At 40.1% G+C, this 25,373-nt stretch carries 14 protein-coding genes; 13 read left to right on the top strand and 1 reads right to left on the bottom strand.

Annotation, left to right across the window (positions count from 1 at the left end; genetic code table 11):
* Nucleotides 1-137: 137 nt before the first annotated feature.
* The 5 genes from DWW52_RS13730 (at nt 138) to DWW52_RS13710 (ending at nt 7,786) form a co-directional block, all read left to right on the top strand.
* Nucleotides 138-3,551, top strand: a complete 3,414-nt coding sequence (locus tag DWW52_RS13730; protein ID WP_233556909.1) for a TonB-dependent receptor — start codon at nt 138-140, stop codon at nt 3,549-3,551.
* 3 nt (nt 3,552-3,554) lie between these two features.
* Nucleotides 3,555-5,018 carry a RagB/SusD family nutrient uptake outer membrane protein gene (locus DWW52_RS13725; protein ID WP_118716075.1) on the top strand — a complete coding sequence of 488 codons (1,464 nt, stop codon included), beginning with the start codon at nt 3,555-3,557 and terminating at the stop codon, nt 5,016-5,018.
* 34 nt (nt 5,019-5,052) lie between these two features.
* On the top strand, nt 5,053-5,889 hold the full coding sequence (locus DWW52_RS13720; RefSeq protein WP_118716074.1) for a DUF4465 domain-containing protein: 837 nt from the start codon (nt 5,053-5,055) through the stop codon (nt 5,887-5,889).
* Between the two features lie 76 nt (nt 5,890-5,965).
* Nucleotides 5,966-7,036, top strand: coding sequence for a thioredoxin family protein (locus DWW52_RS13715; RefSeq protein WP_118716073.1), 1,071 nt, complete (start codon nt 5,966-5,968; stop codon nt 7,034-7,036).
* Between the two features lie 177 nt (nt 7,037-7,213).
* The gene (locus tag DWW52_RS13710) at nt 7,214-7,786 is read left to right on the top strand and encodes an RNA polymerase sigma-70 factor (protein ID WP_117774847.1); all 573 of its coding nucleotides are present in this window, start codon (nt 7,214-7,216) and stop codon (nt 7,784-7,786) included.
* Nucleotide 7,787: 1 nt separating this feature from the next.
* Here DWW52_RS13710 and DWW52_RS13705 read toward each other — a convergent pair whose 3' ends face one another.
* Nucleotides 7,788-11,165 carry a hypothetical protein gene (locus DWW52_RS13705; protein ID WP_118716072.1) on the bottom strand — a complete coding sequence of 1,126 codons (3,378 nt, stop codon included), beginning with the start codon at nt 11,163-11,165 and terminating at the stop codon, nt 7,788-7,790.
* 1,116 nt (nt 11,166-12,281) lie between these two features.
* Between DWW52_RS13705 and DWW52_RS13695 the strand changes: the two genes are divergently transcribed.
* The 8 genes from DWW52_RS13695 (at nt 12,282) to DWW52_RS13660 (ending at nt 25,335) form a co-directional block, all read left to right on the top strand.
* The gene (locus DWW52_RS13695) at nt 12,282-13,451 is read left to right on the top strand and encodes a FecR family protein (RefSeq protein WP_158582601.1); all 1,170 of its coding nucleotides are present in this window, start codon (nt 12,282-12,284) and stop codon (nt 13,449-13,451) included.
* A gap of 80 nt (nt 13,452-13,531) precedes the next feature.
* A complete protein-coding gene (locus tag DWW52_RS13690; RefSeq protein WP_118716069.1) occupies nt 13,532-16,921 on the top strand; it encodes a SusC/RagA family TonB-linked outer membrane protein in 3,390 nt (1,129 codons plus the stop codon).
* A gap of 12 nt (nt 16,922-16,933) precedes the next feature.
* Entirely contained in the window at nt 16,934-18,415 is a 1,482-nt protein-coding gene (locus DWW52_RS13685) for a RagB/SusD family nutrient uptake outer membrane protein (protein WP_158582600.1), read from the top strand.
* Nucleotides 18,416-18,430: 15 nt separating this feature from the next.
* Nucleotides 18,431-19,177 carry a DUF4843 domain-containing protein gene (locus DWW52_RS13680; RefSeq protein ID WP_118716067.1) on the top strand — a complete coding sequence of 249 codons (747 nt, stop codon included), beginning with the start codon at nt 18,431-18,433 and terminating at the stop codon, nt 19,175-19,177.
* A gap of 17 nt (nt 19,178-19,194) precedes the next feature.
* Nucleotides 19,195-20,706 carry a PKD-like family lipoprotein gene (locus DWW52_RS13675; protein WP_158582599.1) on the top strand — a complete coding sequence of 504 codons (1,512 nt, stop codon included), beginning with the start codon at nt 19,195-19,197 and terminating at the stop codon, nt 20,704-20,706.
* 101 nt (nt 20,707-20,807) lie between these two features.
* Nucleotides 20,808-22,166 (top strand): TlpA disulfide reductase family protein, encoded by a 1,359-nt coding sequence (locus DWW52_RS13670; RefSeq protein WP_118716065.1) that lies wholly within the window; start codon nt 20,808-20,810, stop codon nt 22,164-22,166.
* 72 nt (nt 22,167-22,238) lie between these two features.
* Complete coding sequence (locus DWW52_RS13665; RefSeq protein ID WP_118716064.1) at nt 22,239-24,974, top strand: TlpA disulfide reductase family protein; 2,736 nt, start codon at nt 22,239-22,241, stop codon at nt 24,972-24,974.
* A 49-nt stretch (nt 24,975-25,023) separates the two neighbouring features.
* Nucleotides 25,024-25,335 (top strand): hypothetical protein, encoded by a 312-nt coding sequence (locus tag DWW52_RS13660; protein ID WP_118716063.1) that lies wholly within the window; start codon nt 25,024-25,026, stop codon nt 25,333-25,335.
* Nucleotides 25,336-25,373: the final 38 nt, after the last annotated feature.

The following is a 25,373-nucleotide window of genomic DNA, read 5'->3' as shown; positions in this document are numbered from 1 at the left end:
CAAGGTATTAGTACTACCTCGTCCTCTGAATCCGGTTGAACCGGAATTGTTATACTTTAAAACTTTACAAATGTATGAAAAAAACAGGTAGTTGTGTCCATCTTCGGATAAGATGGCTGTTAAAAATGTTGTTAACAATGAGATTGCTAGCATTTTTTCTACTTCTAAGTGTTGTGCCGGTTTCGGCTTCGGTGTTCGGGCAATATGCCAAGGTTTCTTTAAGAGTCGAGAAAGCATCGCTTGAGAAAGTGATGGATATGTTGGAGAAATCTACGGATTTTAGGTTTGTTTACCAGAATAGTCAGGTGGAAGCCGTGCGTGATCTGACACTGGATTTCAAGGACACGGATATCCGGGACGTGATGACGGAATGTCTGAAAGGATCGGGGTTGACGTTTAACATGGTGGGAATGAATGTGGTGATTGTTCCGTTAGGAGAAAAACAACCCGTGCAACAGGACGTGAAGAAAGAGAAACAGGTAAAAGGACGGGTGACGGATAAAGGAGGACTTCCCATGCCTGGGGTTTCCGTGTTGATTGATAGTACCACGATCGGAGTGGTGACAGATATTGACGGGAATTACGTGTTGACTTACCCGGAGATGAATAACGTGCGTCTGCGTTTTTCTTTTATCGGGATGCAAACGAAATACGTGGTAGTTGGAAATAAAACCGTTATTAACGTGATCTTGGAGGAAGAAATCAATCGTCTGGATGAAGTTGTGGCCGTCGGTTACGGAACCACGAAAGCAAAAGACATGACAGGGGCTGTTTCCCGTTTGGGGAAAAAGGAGATCGAGACAGCTCCGATGGGCGCTTCTATCCAGTCGATGCTGCAGGGACGGGCCCCGGGTGTAAACGTGATGATCAGTTCGGCCTCCCCGACTTCTCCGGTGTCCGTGATAATCCGGGGATCGTCGTCTTTGTCGGGAGATTCGCAACCGTTGTGGGTGATTGACGGGGTGCCGGAATATTCTGCCGGAACATCGGGGAATATTTCCAACACGTTGTATAATCTGAATTTGACCGATGTCGAGACAATAGATATTCTTAAAGATGCTTCTGCCACGGCTATATACGGTTCAAGAGCCGCTAACGGGGTGGTCCTCGTGACTACAAAGCGGGGTAAAAAAGGAATGAAACCGACGTTGGAGTTCTCTGCCCGTTACGGGATTCAAACGATGAATGCGAATGATTTCGGTGTATTGAATGCCGAAGAGTATATTGCTTTGTCTAAAGCTGCCGTTCGTGCCAGTTTCTTCACTAGAGGTAGTTTGGATTATTTTACCCGTAAATATATTGACGAGACAAAATTTAATGCCAGTACCAATCATAGTCAGTTTGATTTGGAAACGCTAACGGATGATTTTTTCTTGAAAGATGCTTATTATGACGGCGATACAGATTGGTGGGATTTAATGACGCATAACGCTGCAACACAAGAGTATAGTTTGGGTATCCGCGGAGGATCGAAAGAATCTTCTTATAGTGCCTCTTTCTTTTATAAAGATCAGAAGGGGATCGTGAAAGGTGGTAGTTCAAAATTGCTAGGTGGTAGCTTTAATTTTGATGCGTCGATTCGGGAGGTAATTCGTTTTAAACTCGGATTACGTGCGACTTCCCGGGTGACGAATGACAAGGATGATATGATCAGTACTATTCTGGATATGCGTCCGGATTATCCGGCTTACTTGGAAGATGGTTCGATAAACATGATCAGTTATTACGTGGAGAATCCTCTTTTCACCTTGAAGAATACGGATGAAGGAAAGGGAAAAGATTTTACGGGATCGTTAGGTTTGGAATGGGATATAATTCCCGGACTGACTTTGCGGACAAACGGGACATTGAAATACGGTATTAATAAAACATTGACGTATAAGCGGAAATATTATGATGACGGAACTAGTTCTTCCTCGGTTGCCAAGAATGAAAATTATACATACGTTTGGGATAATACGTTGACTTATCTTAAAACATTGGGAGATCATAATCTGGTAGGTTTGTTGGGTTTCTCGATAGAAAAATACGAGTATGACGGTTTGTCTGCCTCCGGATCGAATTTCCCGGATGACGAGGTCTTGACAAATTTGGGAAGTGCTGCGACTAAAAATTCAATTGCTTCAAGTTATAATTCCAACACGTTGGTTTCGACGTTTGCCCGTTTGGAGTATAAATTCAAGAACCGTTATTTGGCGACGTTTACTTTCCGTGCAGACGGTTCCTCTAAGTTTGGGCCGGATAAACGTTGGGGATATTTCCCGTCGGGAGCTTTAGCCTGGATTATCTCCGAGGAAAACTTTTTGAAAGATTATTCCCATATTGTTTCTTATTTAAAATTAAGGGCATCTATCGGAAAGACCGGTTCGCAAAATTTGGGTAATTATGACTGGCGTACGTTGATGGGATCGGCAACTTATAATGGTGCTCCGGGAATCAAGCCTTCTTCGCTTGGGAATGATATCTTGCAGTGGGAATCGCAGGTTCAAAAAGAAATCGGTTTGGATTACGGTTTTTGGGATGATCGTATCCGGGGATCTATCGGGTATTACCAGAAAAAAGTAGATAATTTGTTATATAGTGATCCGGTTCCTTACTCTTCTTCTTTCTCATCAGTAACACAGAATATCGGTTCTTTGAAAAATAAAGGATTCGAGTTTGATGTCAAGGTGGATATAATTAAGAATACCCAAAAAGATTTGACTTGGGATTTTGATTTTAACGTGGCAAGAAATATCACGACATTGGAGAAATTGAATAGTGAGGATGAATACTTCGGAGGGGGTGCTTATCAGTATTTCAAGATTGATGTGGGAGGAAAGACTGGAATTTTGTACGGGTACAAATACGGGGGACGTTTGATCCGTACGAACGAGGAATTGGTTGCTCTGAAAACGATTAATCCGGAAACCGGACAACAACAGTATTATCGGGATGAAAATAATTACGAGCGTCCGGGTGACTTGTATATCATGGATCTGGACGGGGACGGACAGATTACGGCAGATGGTGACCGTACGGAAATCGGTAATGCTAATCCGGACTTTTTCGGGGGATTCGGGACAACGCTTTATTGGAAGGGATTGATGGTAAATGCGACATTTACTTATTCCGTTGGGGCGGATCGTTTTTACGATGAAGAAAAGAGTAGTGCCGGAGATATGAACGTGTATAACACGTCAAAAAATACACTGAAATCATGGACGATGAATCCGGGTGTGGATAGGGGCTACCCGAGAGCCATGTATTATGGTTGGGGATCTAATTCTATCATCACGGATCGGTATGTGCATGATGCTTCGTTCCTAAGGTTATCCGCTTTGAATATCAGTTATCGTTTACCGAAGCGATTGTTCGGTTCCAGTATCGTGGATGCGATAGATTTGACATTCCAGGCCACGAATCTGTTTACTTGGACGAAATATCCGGGTATGGACCCGCAAGGAAACTTCAGTACATCTTACAGTGCTTTTTATAATATGGGTATTGATTATAGCAGTTACCCGTCTGCCAGAACCTATAATGTGGGAATAAAAATAACTTTAAAATAGGATATGATGAAGAAATTAAGTTATTATATCATGTTGTTGGGAATTATTTTCTTTACTTCATGTGAAGATTTTTTGGATCAGGTTCCCAAGCATAATTTGACATTGGATAATGCCGTGACGGATTATAGCGGGGCGAAGAATATTCTTAACGGGATGTATTCTATCGTGGCTGCCGGTTCAGACTTCGGTGGTGCAACTTGGTGCAGGTTGTCTTCACAGGGTGGATTCTACTCATCTTACACGACTCATTTTAATATGTCGTATAAAGAGGGTTCCAATGATATGAACGGAACGTGGAAGGCTTATTACACGTTGGTCAATTCGGCTAATGCAGCAATAGAGGCTATTTCAAATTTGGCAGAGAATAAATTCCCGACGCCGGAACGTAAACAGGAGATGATTGCGGAAGCCCGGTGTATGCGGGGCTGGGCTTACACGAATTTATTCTGGCTGTTTGGAAGATGGTGGGATGCGGATGATTCGGCTTATGGAATTCTGTATCGGGATAAGATGGCTAATTTGAGTAATTTGCAGGTTCCTCGTATAAGTGTGGGTGAGTCTTACACGAAGATATTTGAGGATTTGGATGATGCTATTGCCAATATGCCGGATTTCACGACGTCCCGTTATTTATCCCGTCAAATGGCACAGGTGATGAAAGCGAAAATATTGCTTTACCGGGGTGTGATGAGGGGGAATACCCAAGATCTGAAAGATGCTTTGACGTTGGTTGAAACCGTGAAACGGGATGCGCCTTCCGCTTGGCAGATGGAGTCGGATATAGCTGCCATGTATGAAGCCGGATGGGATTCCAAGGAGGTTTTGTGGGCAAGATACTTGGGAGATTTTGCCAGCACGACCACTTACGAGTTTGATTATTCGTATAATATAGGCTACAATAATACTTATTCGGATATTGCTACCGGATGGTTGAAAGAAGATCCTCGTTATGAAGTGGTGATGGATTCAGCCAGAGCCCCGGAGACTTGGGATACAAAAAAAGTTTTTGCTCCCGTGAAATTGTATCATGGAGGAAGGTATGATACAAAAGATGCTCTTTACGCTACTTATTATTTCCGTTACGCTGAATTGTATTTGATGGAGGCAGAGTTGAAAGCCCGTTTGGATGACTATTCTTTAGAGGATGCCTTGAAACCATTGAATGATATGCGGGCATGTCGCACGAATCCGGTATTACCGGCTCTATCTCCCAGTAACAAACAGGCACTTTTGAGAGCCATATTCCGGGAGATTTGGGTAGAACAGTTCTTGGAAAACGGAAGCGAGTATTTTGCCGCATTGCGATTTATAAATGACACGGATGCCAGTGCAGCTCAGAATAAACCTTGGATATACACGTTGAAACCGGACGTGAATTTCACGGAGAACCAATATTGTTGGCCGATCCCGGAAAATGAACGGCTTAAAAATCCGTCAGCAGTTCAGAATCCTGAACTTGGTAATTAATCCAGATGTCCGATAAACAATAAAAAAGAGATTTATGAGAAAATGGTGTTTTATATTTATCCTTATTGTAGGATTGGCTGCATGTTCTGATGATAAAGACGTGCTTGCGCCTGTACCCAATGACGTGACATTAAACGAACTGTCATTGGAGCGGTTTACACACATGATCCCCGATGGGGGTTTTACCTCAAAGGCTGCGCATAAAAATTCCGTGACTTTTAATACAAAGAAAAATAGTGAGGGGACGTATGCAGGGTTTGCTTATTCCAACCGGAATAATCGTTCTTTCACGTGGACTGCCACGCAAGAAGCGTTGGATTCCAATATTTACAGTGTTTACACTCGTTTCCCGAATGCGAATGAAATTTATGCCGTGGGAAGAGTGGAAGGGGATGATGCTTATTTTACCTTGGAATCTCCGGCGGTGGTAGAGCATATCTTGGTGGCGAATACAACATACGTGTATCTGGCTCTGGTATACGGGGATCAATACGGGACGGAAGAAGAACCCGTGGCTAATCCGAATATTCCGGGTAGTGCCAATAAAAAAGGCGTGTGGTACACGAATGTACCGGGAGGAGTCAAGAAGATGGTGAACGAGGATAAGGATTATTATAAGTTGATCGTAACGGGATATAACGGAGACACGAAAACCGGAGAGGTGGAATTCTATTTGTGTACCCGGAAGGGCGACCCGAACCATCCGGATTGGAGTTTGGTAATCAACGACTGGTATAAAGTAGATTTGAGTTCATTAGGCGTTGTTTCAAAAGTCGTGTTCCATGTTGCTTCATCGGATGTTGAAGAGGGTACCGGTAGAATGAGAACTCCCCCGTATTTTTGCCTTGACGGGATTAGGATAAAGAATTAGGCTCTTTAATGAACAGGGGATGTTCGGACGAATTAATGTAGGACACCCCCTGTATTTTCTGATTAAAAAGTATCGTATGAAAAAAATTGTATGTTTATTAGCCGGGGTGTTTGCTTGTTTTCAATTGTTTTCGCAAGGAGTTGATTTTAAATCAGTCTCGTTGAAAGAGGCTTTAGAGCAGGCGAAAACTCAAGGGAAAATGGTATTCGTGGATTGTTATACAACTTGGTGTGGTCCATGTAAATACATGACATCGAACGTGTTTCCGCAAGAGGCTGTGGGAGACTACTTTAATCCGAATTTTGTATGTTTGAAGATTGATATGGAGAAGGGCGAAGGTCCAGAATTAGTAAAACGTTATGGAATACGGGCTTTCCCGACATTCTTGATTTTGCGTCCGGATGGTAGCGTGTATCACAAAATGCTCGGTTCCGGAGAGGCAGATGCTTTTTTGAAACGAGTACGGGAAGGCATGGAAGAAGAGCATTCCACGGGGTATCTGGATAAATTGTATGATGAGGGAAATCGGGACAAGGATTTCCTAACGAGATACGTGAAGTCATTGTTGTCTATATATGAAGAAGATAAAGCGAAAGAAGTTAGTGGTGTCCTGTTAGGTTTGCTGGGGGAATCAGAAAAGGTGGATAGTAATTACTGGTTTATTTTTGAGAATCCAACCTTGACAAGCCAAAAATCGGATAACTTTAAATATCTGATAGATCATCGGGAGGCGTTCATACAATCCTTGGGTAAAGAGAAAATTGACAATAAATTGTATTCGATCTATTATAATCGATTGAGTTATATATTGAAAGGATATGATAAAAAGAGCAAGGTGGAGGATGTGGTTTATATGAAAAAAGAGATCGAACCTTACAAATTGGAAAAGAAGAAAGAGTTGTTGGCTTGTATGAAAATAACCGAGGCATATATGGAAAAAGACGTGAAGGGATTGTATGCAAGTTGCAAAAAAGGATTTAAATTATTTCATGATGATGAAGCGATGAATATTGCGTTTCCTGTTTTAAAGTACTTGAACTCGGAAATGAAAGAGAAAAATAAGTTTCAGGAACTTGTGAACCTTTTGCTGGCTAATATAGAAAATGAATCGTTGAAAGAATATTTATCTAAAAATATGGAGGGGTAATCGAATAGTAACGTTATGTTGCTTGGTTAAGGTATTCCGCTTGTGTTATATGAAGCGGAATATCTTTAATTTTAAGTTTGTATGAAATATAATAAAATAAACTATTTTGTTTTTACGTTTTCAAATTCTATCTTTGTTTAACTTAATGAGCGGGGAAAACAGGTAAAGCGTTAATATATGCAAGAACAAACTTCGATGAAAATTCAGGGATTAACTGTTGGCGATAGAAAGGTATATCAGCATATCTTTGATACGTTTTATCATAGTTTGTGTCTGTTCACACATCGTTTTGTTGATGATTTGTCGGTTTGTGAGGATTGTGTTCAAGAAGCGTTTATCTCTTTATGGAATAGCCGGGATGAGATGGAATCGGAAGCACACGTGAAATCTTTTCTTTATCAGGTAAGTCGGAATAATGCATTGAATTATTTGAAGCATGAACGGGTGAAGAACGAATATCTCGCCAAGGGGTTGCAAGAGATCGAATCGCAGGTGTGCTTTATAAATTACGTGATCGAGGAAGAGGTGGAACGAATTCTTGCGGAGACGGAGTTTGAGCTTCCCCCGAAATGTAGAGAGATTTTCCGGCTTGCCATGCTGGGGAAAGATAACGAGGAGATCGCCCGGTTGTTGGGAGTTTCGGAGAACACGGTGAAAACGCAGAAAAAAATCGCTTATAAGAAGTTAAAACAAAAAATAGCAGAAGTAACGATGTTACTCCTACTATTGAATCAAGTGGTTGGTAAGTAGTTTACGGTTTTTGGTAAACCCATTTTATAGCATCTCCCACGACACATTGACCGGGTAACCCGATGTCATACAGGGTGACCGAGCATTCTCCTTCGGGGAGTTTAAATTCTCCAAGGAATACCCATTTGGATTCTTCCGGTGCGTATGTTTTAATATCTTTTTTACCTCCTTTGTAAGATATGGTGTAGTAATATAAAATGTCTCGAATCGGGTCATTGCTCCACCTTGTCCTCCTGACTTCTTCCCGGTAAGAGTTGTTCGGGATGTAAGCGTAAATCTTGTATTTCCCTTTTTTATCGATAGGGGTAGTCCATGTTAAGGAGGCTTTTCCCTTGCCTGTTGCTTTCCCGATACAACTCAAACTATACCCTCCGAAATAATCGGTGGATATTTGAGACTCCCAATGAGATACAGCATCGAAGAAGCTACCATGATGGTGTTTGTTTTCAATACCGAGGATACGACTTAACCAAGAGGCAGGAGGATCAATAATGTGAAAGCCGGAATCCTCGTTGTCAACGATGATTTCATTGGTAGGAGGGAAGAATATATCAAGGGGAAGAGGCTCTTCCCGAGCTATTGAATCCGTAGTATATTCAGGCTTCTTTTCACGGCGAAAAATTTCATCATAAATTTCAAACATGTTGGGACGATTTTTCGAGAGGCCGGTATGAATACTTTGTGAGTTGGGAATACCTTCGTATATAAATATTATTTTTTTAGCTTCTCGTGCTTTCACGGCGAACGATCTCGGGGTGTAAATGACTCTGTCAACGGTAGGATCCTCTCCTTTTTTGGGAAATATTATACAATGCAAATATAGTGAGATGACCCCGTTCACGTCACTCTCGTTCAGAACATCGAATTCGATATTGAATTTCGAGTGAGGAGTCCAGAGACCTGTATCTTCTCCAGATGAAGATAAAATTCCTTTTTTTCGAAAATTTTTGACTCTAAAAGCGGGAAGTTCTCTTTGGTCGAAATACATCGGGAAAATTTCAGATAACTGCCACCCGAATTTTTCAAGGAAAGCGTTGTCAAAAGTTTGAAAGTTTGTTTGTTGAAATTGTTTTTGTTTCATGAAATCCTGCACGAATTGATGAAAATCCGAGACAGGAACACCCCGGAGGATGATTTGCATGAGCAGGTCGTTGGCTTTTAGCTCGTTAATTTGGTTTATAACATTAAAGGAAAGCGTGTTGTCGGCAAGAGCTTCCCGGTAACTTTTCCCGTTTAAGTAATTTAGTGCCTCTTGGTGAGATTCCGAAGCTTGATTCATGGGATCTCGGTTTTCCCACGGTCTTTTTACGAGTTGGTTTAAGATTCCATTTATTGTTGGGTATTTAGAGGAATGGATGTGATTAATATGATTAAAGAAGAGTGGATTGAAGTCGAATATATTGTAAGTTTGATCGTAATGCCATGAGACACTTAATTTTAAATGGGAAAGAGTACCTGCCTCCCGGCTTGTTATGACGTGCTCATTGTTTAATCTCCAATGGATGATAGATTTAAAAGGGGATCTTTTGAAAGTATCGAAACGTAACTGGGACCTCGTGAAAGGCCTAATCCTCCCGTTTAATATACCGATACCTTTTTCCGGTAACAGAAGAACTTCGGGTTGAACCATTTCGCTTCCTCCTGTAGCCGGGTGGTAGTGGGACGTGAAAGTAACGGGAGTCTCTACCAAGCGGAGACGACTAAAAGGATAGGAAGACTTCCTTTCATATTCAATGATTTCTTTCATATCTCTGATTTCTGCGGGTAAGGAATCTAATTTCTGTTCAACAGGTGTAAGTGTTTCGAAATTATCCGGGGCCATGTATAGCTCGTAAGTGATGCCGTCCACGTTTATTTCCCGTTTCCCGTATTTCCCGATACACAGGGAGATGTTTCTTTGGGGATGTTCGTTTTCGAAGCGGGTTCCCGATTCCGTTTTTTGGCTGGAGCCTTGTGAAATGGCGGTAAGTCGGGTGGGATGATCTACAGTTAGCATGTAGCGGGTAAAATCATATGGGGTATTATAAGGGCAGGAGGGATTCATCGGGGGTGAAGAGACCGGGTACCACAAGCATTCCGGCGTGAGTAGCGTATAGTTTTTTTCAAGGAAAGCATATCGGTGTCCGAATCTACACGAGAGGTAGTGCCGGTTGTCGATGTCAAATTCTTTTTGTTTTTCGGGGATATTGAGGTAGCAAATACTTTCGTCGATTGTTCCCCGGTAATAGATGTCTAAAGTGATGTCCTTTCCAGGGAAAATGGGGTACGGGATAATAATGACTTGGGCATCCCTGGTAAAAGAGATGGGTTTGTCGTGTTCTTGAATACTTGTTACTTCCAGCGAAGGGTTGAGATATAGAATAATCTCTGAGCAAGGGTCGGTGGTGGAGTTCTTGAGCGTGATCCGGCTTTCCATTTGTGCTTGTTTTTCTCGATAAGCAAACCGAATTTCGTGAGTTGTGACGTTTATCTTGTTATTTTGTGCATATTTGTTGTATACGGATTTATAGAGGGTCTGACGATATTCCATTTGTTTGTGACGATTATACCCGGTATATCCTGATAGAATTCCTGCCAGTAGAACAAGGAATCCCGTGATCCCAGCCAGTTGTCGCCCGTTAACCTTGTTGGGGATGCGTGGGAAACCGCTTGCGGCTAGAGTGGCAAGTCCTATACCAACGAGGAAAAAAGTCATCCGGTGGAGAAGAAATCCCGCTAGGTCTGCCATTCCCGTGAAATCGGAAAAAGTATAGGGAAGTAGAATCCCTAACGGATCGAGAATCCCGTGATAGAGTTTTGACAGGTAGAGGATATCCACACCCAAGTAGACGAGCATAAAAAGAGTTGTGACAGCACTGTTTTTAAAACAGCGAGCAGAAAGGAAAGAGGTCATGCCCACGATAAAGATGATGGTGGGTAGGAATAGTGTTATCAAATAGAATAAGTAGATTAGTGGACGGAATCCCGTGGGGGAGGCGAAAAAGTTGATTAACCCGGCAATGGCGAGAGAGAGGATACCCATAAGCATAAATGCCCCGATGATTCCGATGGTGGATCCAGCGGAATATGTTCCGTTCCCTTGAGGGTGGACGAATAGAGCTTCCAGCGTGTTGTTTTTTTTCTGTTTATGAACCCAGAATCCCATGGTGGCTAGGGGAAATACTTGAAGGAGGTTGAACAGGTAGGCATTTTGAGTCGGGATAAAGGACGACAAAACAAGGGTGTATTCAACAGGGATATTGAATATGTTGCTTTGAAAGGATAGTTGATATGCGATGATCAAGGGAATGAGGATCAGAAACGCTATCTCGAATGTCCGATTTCTCCATATTTCCGTGAAAGAGTACCGGGTGATTAGCCAAAGTTGATGTGAGTTCATGGGTAAAGGAATTTGTTAGGACAAGATGAATTTAATCGTTGGAGTATTTTCAGTGCAATAAAAACAATTGCACTGAAAATAATAAAACGGCTGTCAATGTATATAACCATAACATTTACAAGCACTAGCTGGAGGAACACAAGATGCTGTGTTGCAGTTGAAAACGTAATCATTGGGACAATGATAAATGACCCATTCAAATGACAAATTTCCTGTTTGTTCAAATCGTGTATATGTCCCCCAGTCTGGAATGACTCCATTAGGTAAAGTGACCCAATTGTGGGCAAGATCTCCAACATTGGGATTTCGTGAAAGATTGGGAAACAAAGGATTCCCGAATAGATTCAAAAAAAGGAAAAACAACATGGTTGTTAAACCTGTCTGGATAAAAAATCTTTTTTTCATGATTCTTTGATTTTAGTGGAATAATAATTCAATAAAATGCAACTGCATTTACTACTAATACAATTCAGAGCGGATTTTGGGTGAAAAATGAAAATAGACTCAACACGTTATACTCTAATTCAACCTTAATAAAGAGATAATGCTACCCTAATAATCTCACTCTTCCAGAGCTTATTCGAAGATTTGACGTTGCTCGGACATTGGGAAATGGTGAAGCTCTGGGGGTGCTTCGAATGTTCTTCGAATAAGGGGTATTATTACTCTAGGATTTCCTACGGTTTACTTTAGGTTCTCGTTGGGATTTTATTCTTTAGCATCATTTGTCACCCAATGGTTTTGAATTTGTTTGAATCTTGTTGAGAATGGATAAAAAATACTGGATATTGGTTATTCAAATTGTGGTGATAGTAAAAAGAATTGTTTAAATTTGTTTGGAACTTGGCTTTTAGAAGGTGATTTTGTAGTAAATGCTCTTGGATGTGTTATAAAATAATCAATAAAATTTGAATTCAGTTTCACCCTATTCTTGTTGTGAATTGTATTAGAATAAACGATCGTTTAATGCGTTTATAATTAGGAGTCTTTTTGACTCTTTTTTTTGTGTGTGAAAAATCGTTTATTCTAATTATCAGTTTATTAGTATTTATTCTTCATTCCCATTTTTCAATGTCATTAAACGATCCTTTTTTGATCGTATCAAAAATTTGGAAGATGGAAAATTTAGAAAAAGGCATAGAGGTTTCTCGGTTGATAGTGAAAGATTTACAGGGATGTATTTCTCGGGAAGAGAAGATTATGTTGAATAAATGGTTAGAGGAAAGTTCTGAAAATAGAGAAATATATCATCGTGTGCAGGGGCGGGTGAATCGGGAGGAACGGCAGAGGATCATTCGAAAATTAAATAAACGTGCGGCTTGGGAACGGGTAGATAGGAACACGAAAAAGTATAGGCATCCTATTCTGAGGCGGTGTATGAAGTATGTGGCTACTATTGTGTTGCCTTTATTCATGGTCGGAGTTGGTTTTTATCTGATCAGGGGTAAAGAAGAAATTCATCCGGTTGCAGAGATGGTAAAAATTAGTCCGGGGGTAACGAAAGCGGAATTGGTACTGGCAGATGGGCATAAAGTAGTTTTGGGTACGGAAACGATAGACTCGTTAGTAAGCGAAGAGGGTGTGAATATCGTGAAGGATGGGAATGGGGTATCTTATTTGGGGAATAAAGAAGAAGGTGATTTGGCTTATAATATTATGCGTGTGCCTCGTGGAGGTGAATTTAAGGTGAGATTACAAGATGGGACATTGGTTTATATGAATTCGGAGACTGAGTTAAAGTATCCGGTACGTTTTGTCGGAAAAGAAAGACGAGTGTATTTGTCTGGAGAGGCTTATTTCGAGGTACAGCGAGATACGACAAAGCCTTTTATCGTGGTAATGAACGGGAATGAAGTTAGGGTGTTGGGAACCGAATTTAATGTTCGTTCTTATGAGGATGAAAAATGTCAATTTACTACACTGGTAACAGGAAAGGTGTTACTGACAACCCACGATCATAAGTGCATGGAATTATTACCGAATGAACAGGGGATTATTGACTTACAAGGGGCGTTAAGAAAAGAACAAGTGGATGTTACTCTTTACACGGCTTGGAAAGATGGCAATTTCGTGTTCCGGAAACAATGTTTGGAGAATATAATGGAGATTGTCGAAAGGTGGTATGACTTGAAAGTAACCTTTGAAGACGAGTGGTGTAAAAAGGTTAGTTTTTCCGGTAACGTGGAGCGATATGATGATTTTAGTAAGCTGGCAGAAATGCTGGAGGCTACCGGGAGCGTGAAGTTTAGAATAAAGAATAATGAAATCTATGTAACCAAAAGATAAAAAGAAAAAGATGGAATACTTGCACTATTCCACCTTTAGTACCAGTGTGACTGGCATTGTTTTACTTAAAATACAAATGTATGAAAAAAAAGCGAATTGTACATCTTCTTCCTAAAAGAAGGTTATTAAAAACATGGTTGATTATGAGGTTTATCGTCCTATTCTTATGCATGTCTGCTATGCAGTTGACGGCTGCTGTGTATAGTCAGGAGGTTAAAGTGACATTGCAAGTGAAAGACGCTTCGTTTGAGAGTGTGATCCGTTTGTTGGAAAAAAATACGGAATACACTTTTCTTTATGAAGATCGGCATATTGCCGAAGTTGGTGGTTTAAATCTGAATTTCCGGGATACGGATATTAAGGTCGTGTTGGATAAATGTTTACAGGGAACAAATTTGAGTTATCGGTTGATGAACAATCACACGATCGTGATCCAACGGGGTATAGCTGTAGATACGACAAAACAGAAAGCACCTCAAAAGATGTCAGTTACCGGTATCGTGAAGGACGTGAAGGGGGAGGCTTTACCTGGGGTAACGATTCGGATTAAGAACACACAACTGGGATTCGTAACGGATATTGATGGAAAATTTAAGTTCGATTTTCCGAGACAGGATACGGTGGTTTTAATTTTTTCCTTCGTGGGTTACAAGACTCAAGAATTTCAGGTGAAAAATGATAAACCGATTACGATCGTTCTGAAAGAGGATGTGACCGAAGTGGATGAGGTGGTTGTTACCGGTATTTTCACGAAAGCGAAAGAGAGTTACACGGGAGCGGTGACCACGATTACAGCGAAAGATCTTCAACGGGTTGGGAATCGGAATCTAGTGTCTTCTATCCGGAATATTGACCCGAGTTTTAATATAGCGGATAACATTGATATTGGCTCGGACCCGAATAAATTACCCGATATCACGATTCGGGGTTCTTCCAGTCTGGGGGTTGGTGTAAAAGATTTGCAGGAAGATTCCAGAAGTACGCAAAAGGCCAACCAGCCCTTGTTTATCATGGATGGTTTCGAGATCACGTTGGAACGAATGATGGACTTGGATGAGAATCAGGTGGAGAGTATCACTCTTTTGAAAGATGCCAGTGCCACGGCGATGTATGGGACTCGCGGAGCAAATGGTGTTGTGGTTATCGTTACTAAAAAGCCAGAGGCGGGACGTATCCGGGTGACTTATAAAGGTAGTTTAAATATTGAGGCTCCTGATTTAACATCTTATGACTTGCTGAATGCACGGGAAAAGCTTGAATACGAATGGGCTGCAGGATTGTATGAAAATACGAATGCCAATCAAACACAGGAGATGATGGATTTGTATAACCGGCGTAAAATAGATGCGGAGCGGGGAGTAAATACTTACTGGTTGAAATATCCTGTGAGAACAGGTGTCGGACATAAACATAGTTTACGTTTTGAAGGTGGTGATGAAATTTATCGTTATTCGGTTGGTTTGTCTTATAATGATATTGCCGGGGCAATGAAAGGATCTAACCGGAGAACATTTAACGGGAATGTATTTCTTTCGTATAAATATAAGAATTTGACATTCCAGAATGATTTGCAGGTATCTTCTAATCGTTCGTATAATTCTCCTTACGGGACGTTTAATGATTTTGCAAAGATTAATTCTTATTGGACACCTTATGATGAAGAGGGTAATATTGTTAAAGTCTTGGAGGATTATTATTATTTGAGTATTTTAACTACAAATTTCGTATATAATCCACTATATAATGCCCAATTGCCCAGTAAAAATGAAAGCAGGTATACACAGATTCAAAATAATTTTGCTGTCGAGTGGCATATTTTGCCGGAATTGTTTGTCCGTGGACGTTTAGGTATTACTTCTAAAAATGATCGTGAGGATGTATATAAGTCAGCAAAGCACACTGATTTTGATAAGTATTCGGAAGATGATTATGATCGTAAGGGGACTTATTCCTATGGGACTGGTGAAACTTTTAATTATGAGGCAGATTTTACGTTGAATTATTCTAAAAATTTTGCGGATAAGCATCAGTTATATGTAGGGTTGGGATATAATTTTGCTCAGGAAAAGAACGAGTTTTTCACAATACTGGCAGAGGGCATTTCTAATATTAATATGGATTTCTTGGGGATGGCAAGTAAATACGAGAAAGATGGCCATCCAAAAAGTAAAGAAGGTTTTTCCAGACGAATGGGGGGAATTGCTAACGCGAACTATACTTATGACCGTCGGTATTTTATAGATGCCTCATTCAAAATAGAAGGTTCGTCCAAATTTGGAAGTGATAATCGTTATGCTCCATTTTGGTCTGTTGGAATCGGGTGGAACTTACACCAGGAGGCGTTTATGGCTGGTAGCCAATTATTAAATGTAGCCCGATTAAAACTTTCTTATGGAACTTCCGGTTCCCAAGCTTTTGATTCTTATCAGGCAATGACGACTTTTAAAGATTATGGAGGTTCAAGCTATCAAGGTTGGTACGGAGTTTATTTGAGAGCGATGGGGAATAATGATTTGGGTTGGCAGAAAACTAAACAGTTGAATATTGGAACTGAACTGGAATTTTTTAATGGACGAATTCGCATCAATGCGGATTATTATAACAAGGTGACAGATGATTTGTTATCTGATATTACATTACCGTCGTCTAGTGGTTTTGATAGCTATAAAGCTAACGTGGGACAGGTCGCAAATACGGGTGTGGAATTAGGTTTGAATGTTTATGTGCTCCGGGATACGAAACGAGATATGATGTGGTTGATTGGTGGAACATTGGCTCATAACAAGAATGAGATTAAAAAGATTTCGAATTCATTGGAATTCCTGAATGACCAAATGAGTTCGGAAGATGGAGGTAATCCGAGTTTTATGTACGAGGAAGGTCAATCGATGAATACGATTTTTGCCGTGAAATCTAAAGGAATAGATCCGAGTAACGGAAAGGAGATATATATCAAAAAAGATGGAACGGAAACATATACTTGGGATCCGAAAGATAAAGTTCCTTGTGGTGTTGATGAACCAAAGATTTGGGGAAATTTGAACACGATGTTCCGGTATAAAGGGATAACCTTGAATGCGATATTCGGTTATCGTTATGGTGGACAAATGTATAACTATACGATGGTTAGTAAAGTGGAAAATATTAAACCTTTTGATAATGCAGATAAACGAGTATTGTATGATCGTTGGAAAAATCCGGGAGACAATGCATTCTTTAAAGGGGTGCGGGATTTCACGAAGACCAATGCAACGAGTCGTTTTGTTATGGACGAGAACACGTTGGAATGTCGTTCTATTTCATTAGGATATGATTGGGAGGCCAAATGGTTGGATCAAGTAGGGATTTCTTATTTGACTATAACAGGTTATATGGAGGACGTGTTCCGGATTTCGTCCATAAAGCAGGAGAGAGGTTTGTCTTATCCTTTCTCTCGTAAATTTTCATTGTCTTTGTCCGTAAGATTTTAAAAGAATATGATTATGAGAAATATGATAAAAAAGAGATATGCCTGTATCTTATTGTTGTTGTTAACAATTGGGGCTGGATGTAATGATTGGTTAGACGTGCGTCCTCGAAACGAGATGAAAGAGGATGATATGTATGCTAACGAAGAGGGATTTAAGAGTGCTTTGACGGGTGCGTATATTCAAATGGCTGCCCAAGGACTTTATGGTCGAGATGCTTCGATGCTTATTCCTGAGTTGTTGGCGCAGCATTGGACGATTTCGACGGACAAGACATCGTTGATTTATAATATATGTGCTTTTGATTATACTCATGAGGAGTCCGAAGCGGCAATCGAGAGCCTTTGGAAAAAATATTATCAATGTATTGTTCATCTAAATAACGTGTTGGGTAATCTGGAGACCACGGGAGTGACTTTTACCAATGGAAATGAAGCTTTGATAAAAGGTGAAGCTTTGGGATTACGGGGATTTCTTCATTTGGAGCTTTTACGTCTGTTCGGTCCTATACCTGGAGAAGCTACAGCCGGTTCTCCGGCGATCCCTTATCAGGAAGAGATGACAAAGGATCCTGGTGAATTACACACAATTACCTATAAGGAGGTATGTGAGAAGATTATCCGGGATTTGAATGCGGCAGAAGAACTTTTAAGCAAGGATCCGATATTGATGGGTTCGAATACGCAGTTGAACCAGCCGGTGTATGATTGGGAAGGGAAACCTTTGGATGAATGGCAATTTTATAGACAAGTTCGTTTTAATTACTATGCGGTAAAAGGAGCTAAAGCTCGTTATTATCATTGGATTGGTGATAAAGAGAATGCAATAAAATTTGCGAAAGAGGTGATTGATGCTAAAAATGAAGATGGTACATCAAAATTTACATTGGCAACGGAATCAACGTATGGTTCAAGGGGAAATTTAGTGATGAAATCTGAGCATCTTTTTGGTGTTCATAATTCACAACATCAAGCTATCGTGCAGCCTTTATTTAAAGATGAGCGTGCGGAATTAAAACAAACAGTTGCTTATATAAATACAGCGTATGAAAGTACAATACATCCGGATGATATAAGAAATAAAGCCAATCGTTATTGGGAGGAGAAGACTTATCAGAATTCGACTAAAGTAAATCATTTTAGGAAATATACCGGAAGTGATACCTATGAGGCTTTAAATATAGTGCCATTACTGCGTTTGGTTGAGATGTATTTGATTTTGGTGGAAGATTCTCCTTTGTCTGAGGCTAGCGGATATTTTAAAACATATCGAATTGCCCGGAATTTGGATATTTCTATTGATAATTCACTTGTTACTGAGCAAGATGTATTAAATCGAATGGAGAAAGAATATCGGAAAGAGTTTTTTGGGGAAGGTCAAATGTGGTCTTTTTATAAGAAACATAATTTTACCAAATTTACTTGGCCTAAGAGTAAAACCATTCCAGAAGGAGCTTATTTGCTTCCAATTCCCAAGAGTCAAAGTGTGTTTGATTAGTAAAAACGAGAGATTATGAAAATAGTAATTGCAAATATATTGATATTTTTACTGGTTGTAGGTACAATCAGTTGCAAGGAGAATACGGCATTAGAATATGAAAATGATCCGGCATTGTTTTTTGAAAATTCATATTATACTCAGCGAGATAGTATTGCCCATACCTTTTTCATCCAACCGGATGATCAAATGCGGGATACGGTTTTTGTAGAGATTCTTACCATGGGATATCCAACAGATACGGATCGTCCTTTTGTTTTGGAACAGGTAAATGCCGGACAACCGGGAGCGGCTATTGCGGGAAAACATTTTGTCGCTTTTGATGATCCGGAAATGACTGCACATTTAGTGATTCCTAAAGGAAGTGTGCGTAAAAGCTTTCCTTTGATCGTTTTACGTGATCCCTCATTGGAGTTGGAAGAAGTTCGGATAGAATTGAAAATAGGAGAGAATGAATATTTCAGACCTGGGATAGAAACTTGGACGAATTTTGTGGTAAAGACAACGGCAATGGCGGTGAAACCAACGACCTGGGATTCTTATTGGAAATATACTTTCGGACCGACGTGGGGATCCGTGAAAATGAAGTTTATTATTGATAATACCGGATTCTCGGATTTTGATGGAGGATATTTGGCTAGTGATTACGGTGATTATTTAGGTTCAAAAGTGCAACAGAAGTTGCTGGAATATAATGCTAATCCTAATAATCCTGATCGTCCGTTGAAGGAAGCCGATGGGACAATCGTAACTTTCGAATGATTTAAATGAAATTGCTTATGAAACTGAAAAATATATTGATAGGATTGGGATTGCTAGCGTTGTTCCAAGGAACGCAGTCCTGTATTGATGATCGGGGAAATTATGATTACATGGATAAAGATGTTTTACTTCCCGTGACAATATCCGGTTTTGAGGATACAACCGTGGTTATTCGTTCAACCTTGAATATAACTCCGGTATTAGAGAATATGGATGACGAGTCCCGTTATATACATTTATGGTATGCGGCTCCTTCTATGACAGCAGGATTCGCACCTCAGCGGGATACGCTTTCTCTTAAGAAAGAATTGTCATTTGATGTTACGTATGAATCTGGAACATACAATTTAGTGTATGAATTGCGTGATCCGAAATTAGATATTTACGTGCGTAAACAAGTTTTGATGACGGTTCAATCGGATGTTAGTACCGGGTGGTACGTGATGAAAGAAGAAAATGGTGAGACAGATATTGATTATATTGCGATGGATGGGGATAAGATAGAGAATTTGATAACCTCTTTCGGCCAGCAGCGGTTAAAAGGAAAGCCGATAAAAATGGTATATCAATCATCTCGTTATACGCCTAGCGTACAAAATCCGGATGGAACGACGACAAATCTAGTAAATAAAAAGGCATTTCATGTTTTCAGCGATCAGGATATAAAGATTTTCAATGCGGATAATATGGATCTGTTCTATAATTATGAAGATTATTTCTATGAAGTTCCGGAAAAGTGTCAACCCCAAAATTGTGGGATAATTAGTACGGATTTTTATGCTATCAATGCGGGGAAAGTATATTCAATTTATGGAATGAGTTCCAATAGCGGGATGTTAGGATTTGCTAAACCGGGAATGTATGAGGTACATCCGGATATGGTGATGAGTTATTATGGTGTAATGTTGTTTGATAAAACAACGAGTACGTTTTATAATACATCATCCAGTGGTAGTTCCATGAATTTATTTTCAGAAGATGCAAATGGAGGTATTTCTCCCACGAATATGGATGTGGATATGATTCATATGCTTCCCCGATATGAAAGTGTCCCTTCTACAGCTTTTGCCGTGATGAGGAATAAGAATAGGGATGAATGTTACGTGTTTGATATTTCTTACTCGATGTCAGACTATCCTTTTGTGGATATCGATACCATTCCGGTACATTGCGAAATGCCTGATGCGCAGGTAATGGGGACCTCTTTGTATGCTAGTTGTATTTATTACGCGAAGAAAGAATCTGATGGGGATGTCCTAAAAGTATACAAGAATGTCAAAATCGATAATCGTGAAAGTGAATTGAAACGTTTTCCTGGAGAGGAGATAGTTTATATTGTAAATTTGACTAGTTCATACAATACTCCGGAAGATGAGAAATTCAATCATTTGGTTGTTTTGACGAATAGTGATAGCGGCTGGAAGTTGTATCGCTTTAACGTGATTGGCCAGACCCCGGAAATAGAACCGGAACCAGTGGTGGTTTATTCGGGAACCGGGAAGGCGGGGTATGTAATGCTTCGTAATTAGAGAAATCAATAGAGTTTTCAATTGGCTTGAAAACAGGAGGATAATGGTATTTGCCATTGTCCTCTAATCCTTAGTATGTTTTAAAATTAATTTTCGGGAGTATGAAAAAATTTAGTTTGTTATTGTTGTTAGTCTGTATGGGGGTGAGTGTGTACGCCCAAAAGTACACGGAAATAAAAGGTTTTGTGAAAGATGATCGTTTGAAGGAGATACATCTTTATAACGTGGAGGATGGTTCTACTCATCTTTACGCTTCAACGGCGGTTGCGGAAGATGGTTCTTTTGGATTTTTGTTTTGTCCTTCAAAACCGGGTTTTTATACCTTGGGTAATGATCAGATGGATTTCGTGATTTACGTGAAAGGGAATGATAAAATTAATATTGATATTTTAGAGAATAAAGCCGAGTTGAACGGGAAAAATACGAAAGAAAATGTTGCTTTATATAAATGGGAAGATTTTGCGGCTGATGTCCGATTAAAATCCGTGTATTTTATGCGGACGATAAGTAACTATAAAGATTTTTTCCCGGAGTTTACCGTTTTCGTGTCTAAACTGGATTCGATCAAGAAAAAGATAAAAAGTGGTGATGCGGAATTTGATGCTTTGTTGAAGAAAAAGATCGATTATGATGTAGATTATTATGCCGCTTATTTCTTACAGACTCCTAGAACTGCTCACCCGGAACGGGGAGATTGGCCGGAGTTTTATAACTCGATTATTTCCGATAGTAAGTTCACGACAGATGAAGTTTTGCAATTCCCGCAGGGAGCACGTATGCTTGGTATATATTCCACTTTTGGACATATGTCTTCGGGTAAAGAATATTCAGGGCCTGAAAATTATCATAGTACCTGTTTAAGTTATTTGAAGAATGACCGCTTGAAAGGAGAATATGTTACACGTAATGTTTTCCCTGGAATAAAATCTTATGACCAGTATCTGGGTATGTTGGATCGTTACGGGAAATATTTGGTAACTCCCTCGCAGAAAGCTCGTGTTGAGGCAATAGGGACCGCACTATATGATACGGCTCCGGGTAAAATGGCGGCAGATTTCACTTATCCGGATGTGAATGGTAAAGACGTGTCTTTGTCGGACTTTAAGGGGAAAGTCGTGTTAGTTGACGTGTGGGCAACCTGGTGCGGACCATGTAGAGGTGAGATTCCTCATTTGAAGAAGCTCGAAGAAGAAATGCACGGTACGGATGTCGTGTTTCTCGGGGTGTCTGTAGATGAAGCGAAAGATAAGCAGAAATGGTTGGATTTCATCAAGAAAGAAGAATTAGGGGGTATTCAGGTACACGCTTCCGGATGGAGCAAGATTGCGAAAGACTATAAGATAAAGGGTATTCCCCGGTTTATGGTTTTTGATAAGAAAGGCAATATCGTGTCGGTGGATGCACCCCGACCGTCATCGCCGGAGTTGAAGCAGATGTTGGAAGCGGAATTGAAAAAGTAAACGGGATTTGGGGGATTTGTAGAGGAGAAACAAGTCCCCCAAATTGTATTTATGAATTAAAATGAAGTCAATATGAAATACAGTTTATTATTTATTCTCGGTTTATTTTGTTTTTCGGAATTATGGGCCGGGCCGGGTAAGGTGATCATCAAAGGAGCAAAAGAAAATGTTTGTATTTATAACAGAGAACGGGGAAGAGGTCGGGCTTATTTCACCCCGGAGAAAGAGACGAAAGAGACCGTGATTTTGTTACCGGAAAAGGAGTGTGGAGATCTTTTTTATTTGATTTCGGGAGATGAAACTTCTTGGATACGGGTGTTACCGGATGAAACGATTACGGTTGACGTTAGGAAGAAGCCTTGGAAGTTTTCGGGAGATTCGAAAGCGATTAATCGTTATTTGTATGGGTGGACACAAAAGATGTTTTTCGGGAAGCCGAACGCATTGACTTATCGGGTGGAAATGATGTTCCATCAGTTGCCTGACCGAGAAAAAAGGGTACCTGATCCCAAGACATTTTACACGGAGGAGTATATCGAATGGTTAGATAATGTTGGGTTAGAGGCAATGGATGATTTAGTGAAGGCAAATTTGAAAGACGATTTATTCGTGGAGGAGCAAGAAAAACGGATTTATTATAGTTGGTTGGAAATGCAATTGCAAAATTACCAGTTGGCGAAAGATATCGTGAAAATTCCGACAGAAGCATTTGTTTTCCTTAACGAGATGAAGTTCAAAAATACAGCATTTCTAAATTATCCGGGAATGGATGATATTTTGAGAATATATTTTGATATGGCGGATGATTGTGGGTTAATCAAATATGATAATTATAACTTTTTACAAAGAAGGGCCGAGCAGATTACAAACACGGAAATTCGTGATTATTATATATTAAAAGAGTTGGATGGTTTTATTCAAAATCAATGGTTATATCAGTTGGATAAGATTATCGCTTCCGTGAAAGGTATGGTGGTGACAAAAGAGGGGAAGGGAAAATTGGCTGAATGCAAAAAACGTTATCAAGATTTGTTGGTATCGGATGTGAATCAAGCGGGGAAGAAGGCGGTTAATATATCTTTTAAAGATGTGAATGATAGAGAGTGGGGTTTATATATGTTTAAGGGGAAATATGTACTGGTCGATGTCTGGGCCACTTGGTGTGGGCCTTGTAAATACCAGATTCCTCATTTGATGCGTTTGGAAGAAGAGTTTAAGGGACGTGATATCGTGTTTGTTTCTTTATCTGCAGATAAACCCGCTGACACGCAGAAATGGAAGGATATGGTGCGAGAATTCGGGATGAAGGGTATTTGCGGGATTGCCCCGGATGCTTTTGATCATCCGTTTTTCGAGAAATATAAAGTGAAGAGTATTCCCCGATTTATCTTGATTGACCCGGAGGGAAATATCGTTATGACAAAAGCTCGCCGTCCGTCAGATCCTGTGTTGAAGTTGCAGTTGGAAGAGTTGTTGAACCGGTATGATCAAGAGAAAACGACTATAAGCGGTAAGATAAACGGAGTTGCGGACGGGACACAGGTGTCTGTTAGCCACCGGGTAGGAATGATGACCTATCCGTTAGCGCAAGGGGAGGTGAAAGAGGGACGATTTGAATTAAGTTTTGTTTTGGATAAATCTGAATTTATTAATTTTTCATGTTATAAGACATTTTACGGTACTATTTGGGCGAAACCGGGAGATCGGATTGTGGTGAACAAAGGAGAATCTTTATCTTATCGTGGAGGGGAGTACGAGTTTAACAATCTATTGATGGAAATCAACGCAAGGTATGCTGAACGCTGGCCGGGTTATGGTGAAAAGGTATTTGATCAGAAGCGGGGTAAGCTTTTGTATGGTATTTATACGGATATCCGGAAGGATATAGATACAAGTACCTTACGTCCGGAAATGAAGCGGTTATTACTGGGATATTTTCAGGGAGTATTACTTGATAAAATGTATGGAATGATCGCTTCTTCGAAAGTGTTTGGAAAAGGGACTCCTCGTCCGATTATAAAAACGGGATATTCTAATGTCGTGCTTAAGCTGGAGTTATTACCGGAATTGGTGTATTATCCGGGGTGGATGGATGGAGTGCAGGAGTTGTTGTATGCCCGGTTGGCTGCGGGAATGATAAAGATTGAAGGACAAAAAAGTTACGTGACAGATATGGCCCTTGGGCTTAAAAATGAAAAGTTACGAGAGACTTATATCATTGATCAATTGCGAATGGAAATTTTGCGAGGTCATTTAAATGCTATTGAGGAACGAATTGAGAATGCCCGTTCTATGATAAAAAGTGCAGAGAATCGAGCCTTGTTGGCCGAAATGCCGGAACAGGCAGAGAAAGCTTTGCAAAGATATAAAGTTACATTGCCGGGAACCGATCTGAGTGGATTCTCTTTTGAGAATGAGAAGGGGGAACGGGTAGCGTTGGCTGATTTCAACGGGAAGTATGTGTTTATTGATATTTGGTCCACGGGATGTAATCCTTGTGTTGGAGAGATCCCTTATATTAAGGATATGGAACATCGTTTTGCCGGGAAGCCGATTGCTTGGGTCTCTATTTCTATGGATTTAAACAAAAAAGAATGGTTGGGTTTCTTGAAGGCGAAAGATATGAAAGGTGTACAACTAATTTGTGATAAAGGATTTAAAGATCCTTTTGTAAAGCAGATTGCTTTAGGGGGAATTCCCCGGTTCTTGTTGTTGGACAAAGAAGGAAAAGTGATTGATTTTGAAGCTTTGCGTCCTTCTAACCCGGTGTTGGGAGAGTTGTTATGGTTGATGTTGAATAAGAAATAGAGGGCTGATGTGTGGCTCTTTAATATATGTTTTATTTAAATTTTGAGTTATGAAAAATGAATTATTAGGAAGGATGAAAACAATGTTGTTTTTATTAGGAACGGTTTTGTTCTTTGGGAGTTTTGTTGGAGATGATGAGTACATTGCGTTTACTTGTCCTGATGGCTTGGCTTATGATGTAGAGATAGATGCTTGTGTCCCAGATGCAGATGGAAAAGGTTTAGTGTGTATAATAAAGAAAGTGAAGACGGGGAAAATTATATTTGCCTGTGACCCAAAAGGAGAAAAGGATAATTGTAGGACAGATTCTTGGGGACATGAATTATCATGTCCTAATGCTACAATTGTTATCCCTAATTGAAGTTTTAATTTATAGGGAGCAGATTAGTGCTCCCTATA

Origin of the sequence: Odoribacter sp. AF15-53, assembly GCF_003479425.1 — a bacterium.
Taxonomy (GTDB): Bacteria; Bacteroidota; Bacteroidia; order Bacteroidales; family Marinifilaceae; genus Butyricimonas.
The sequence above is the reverse complement of the archived record's forward strand: the minus strand, read 5'-3'. Positions and strand labels throughout refer to the sequence as shown.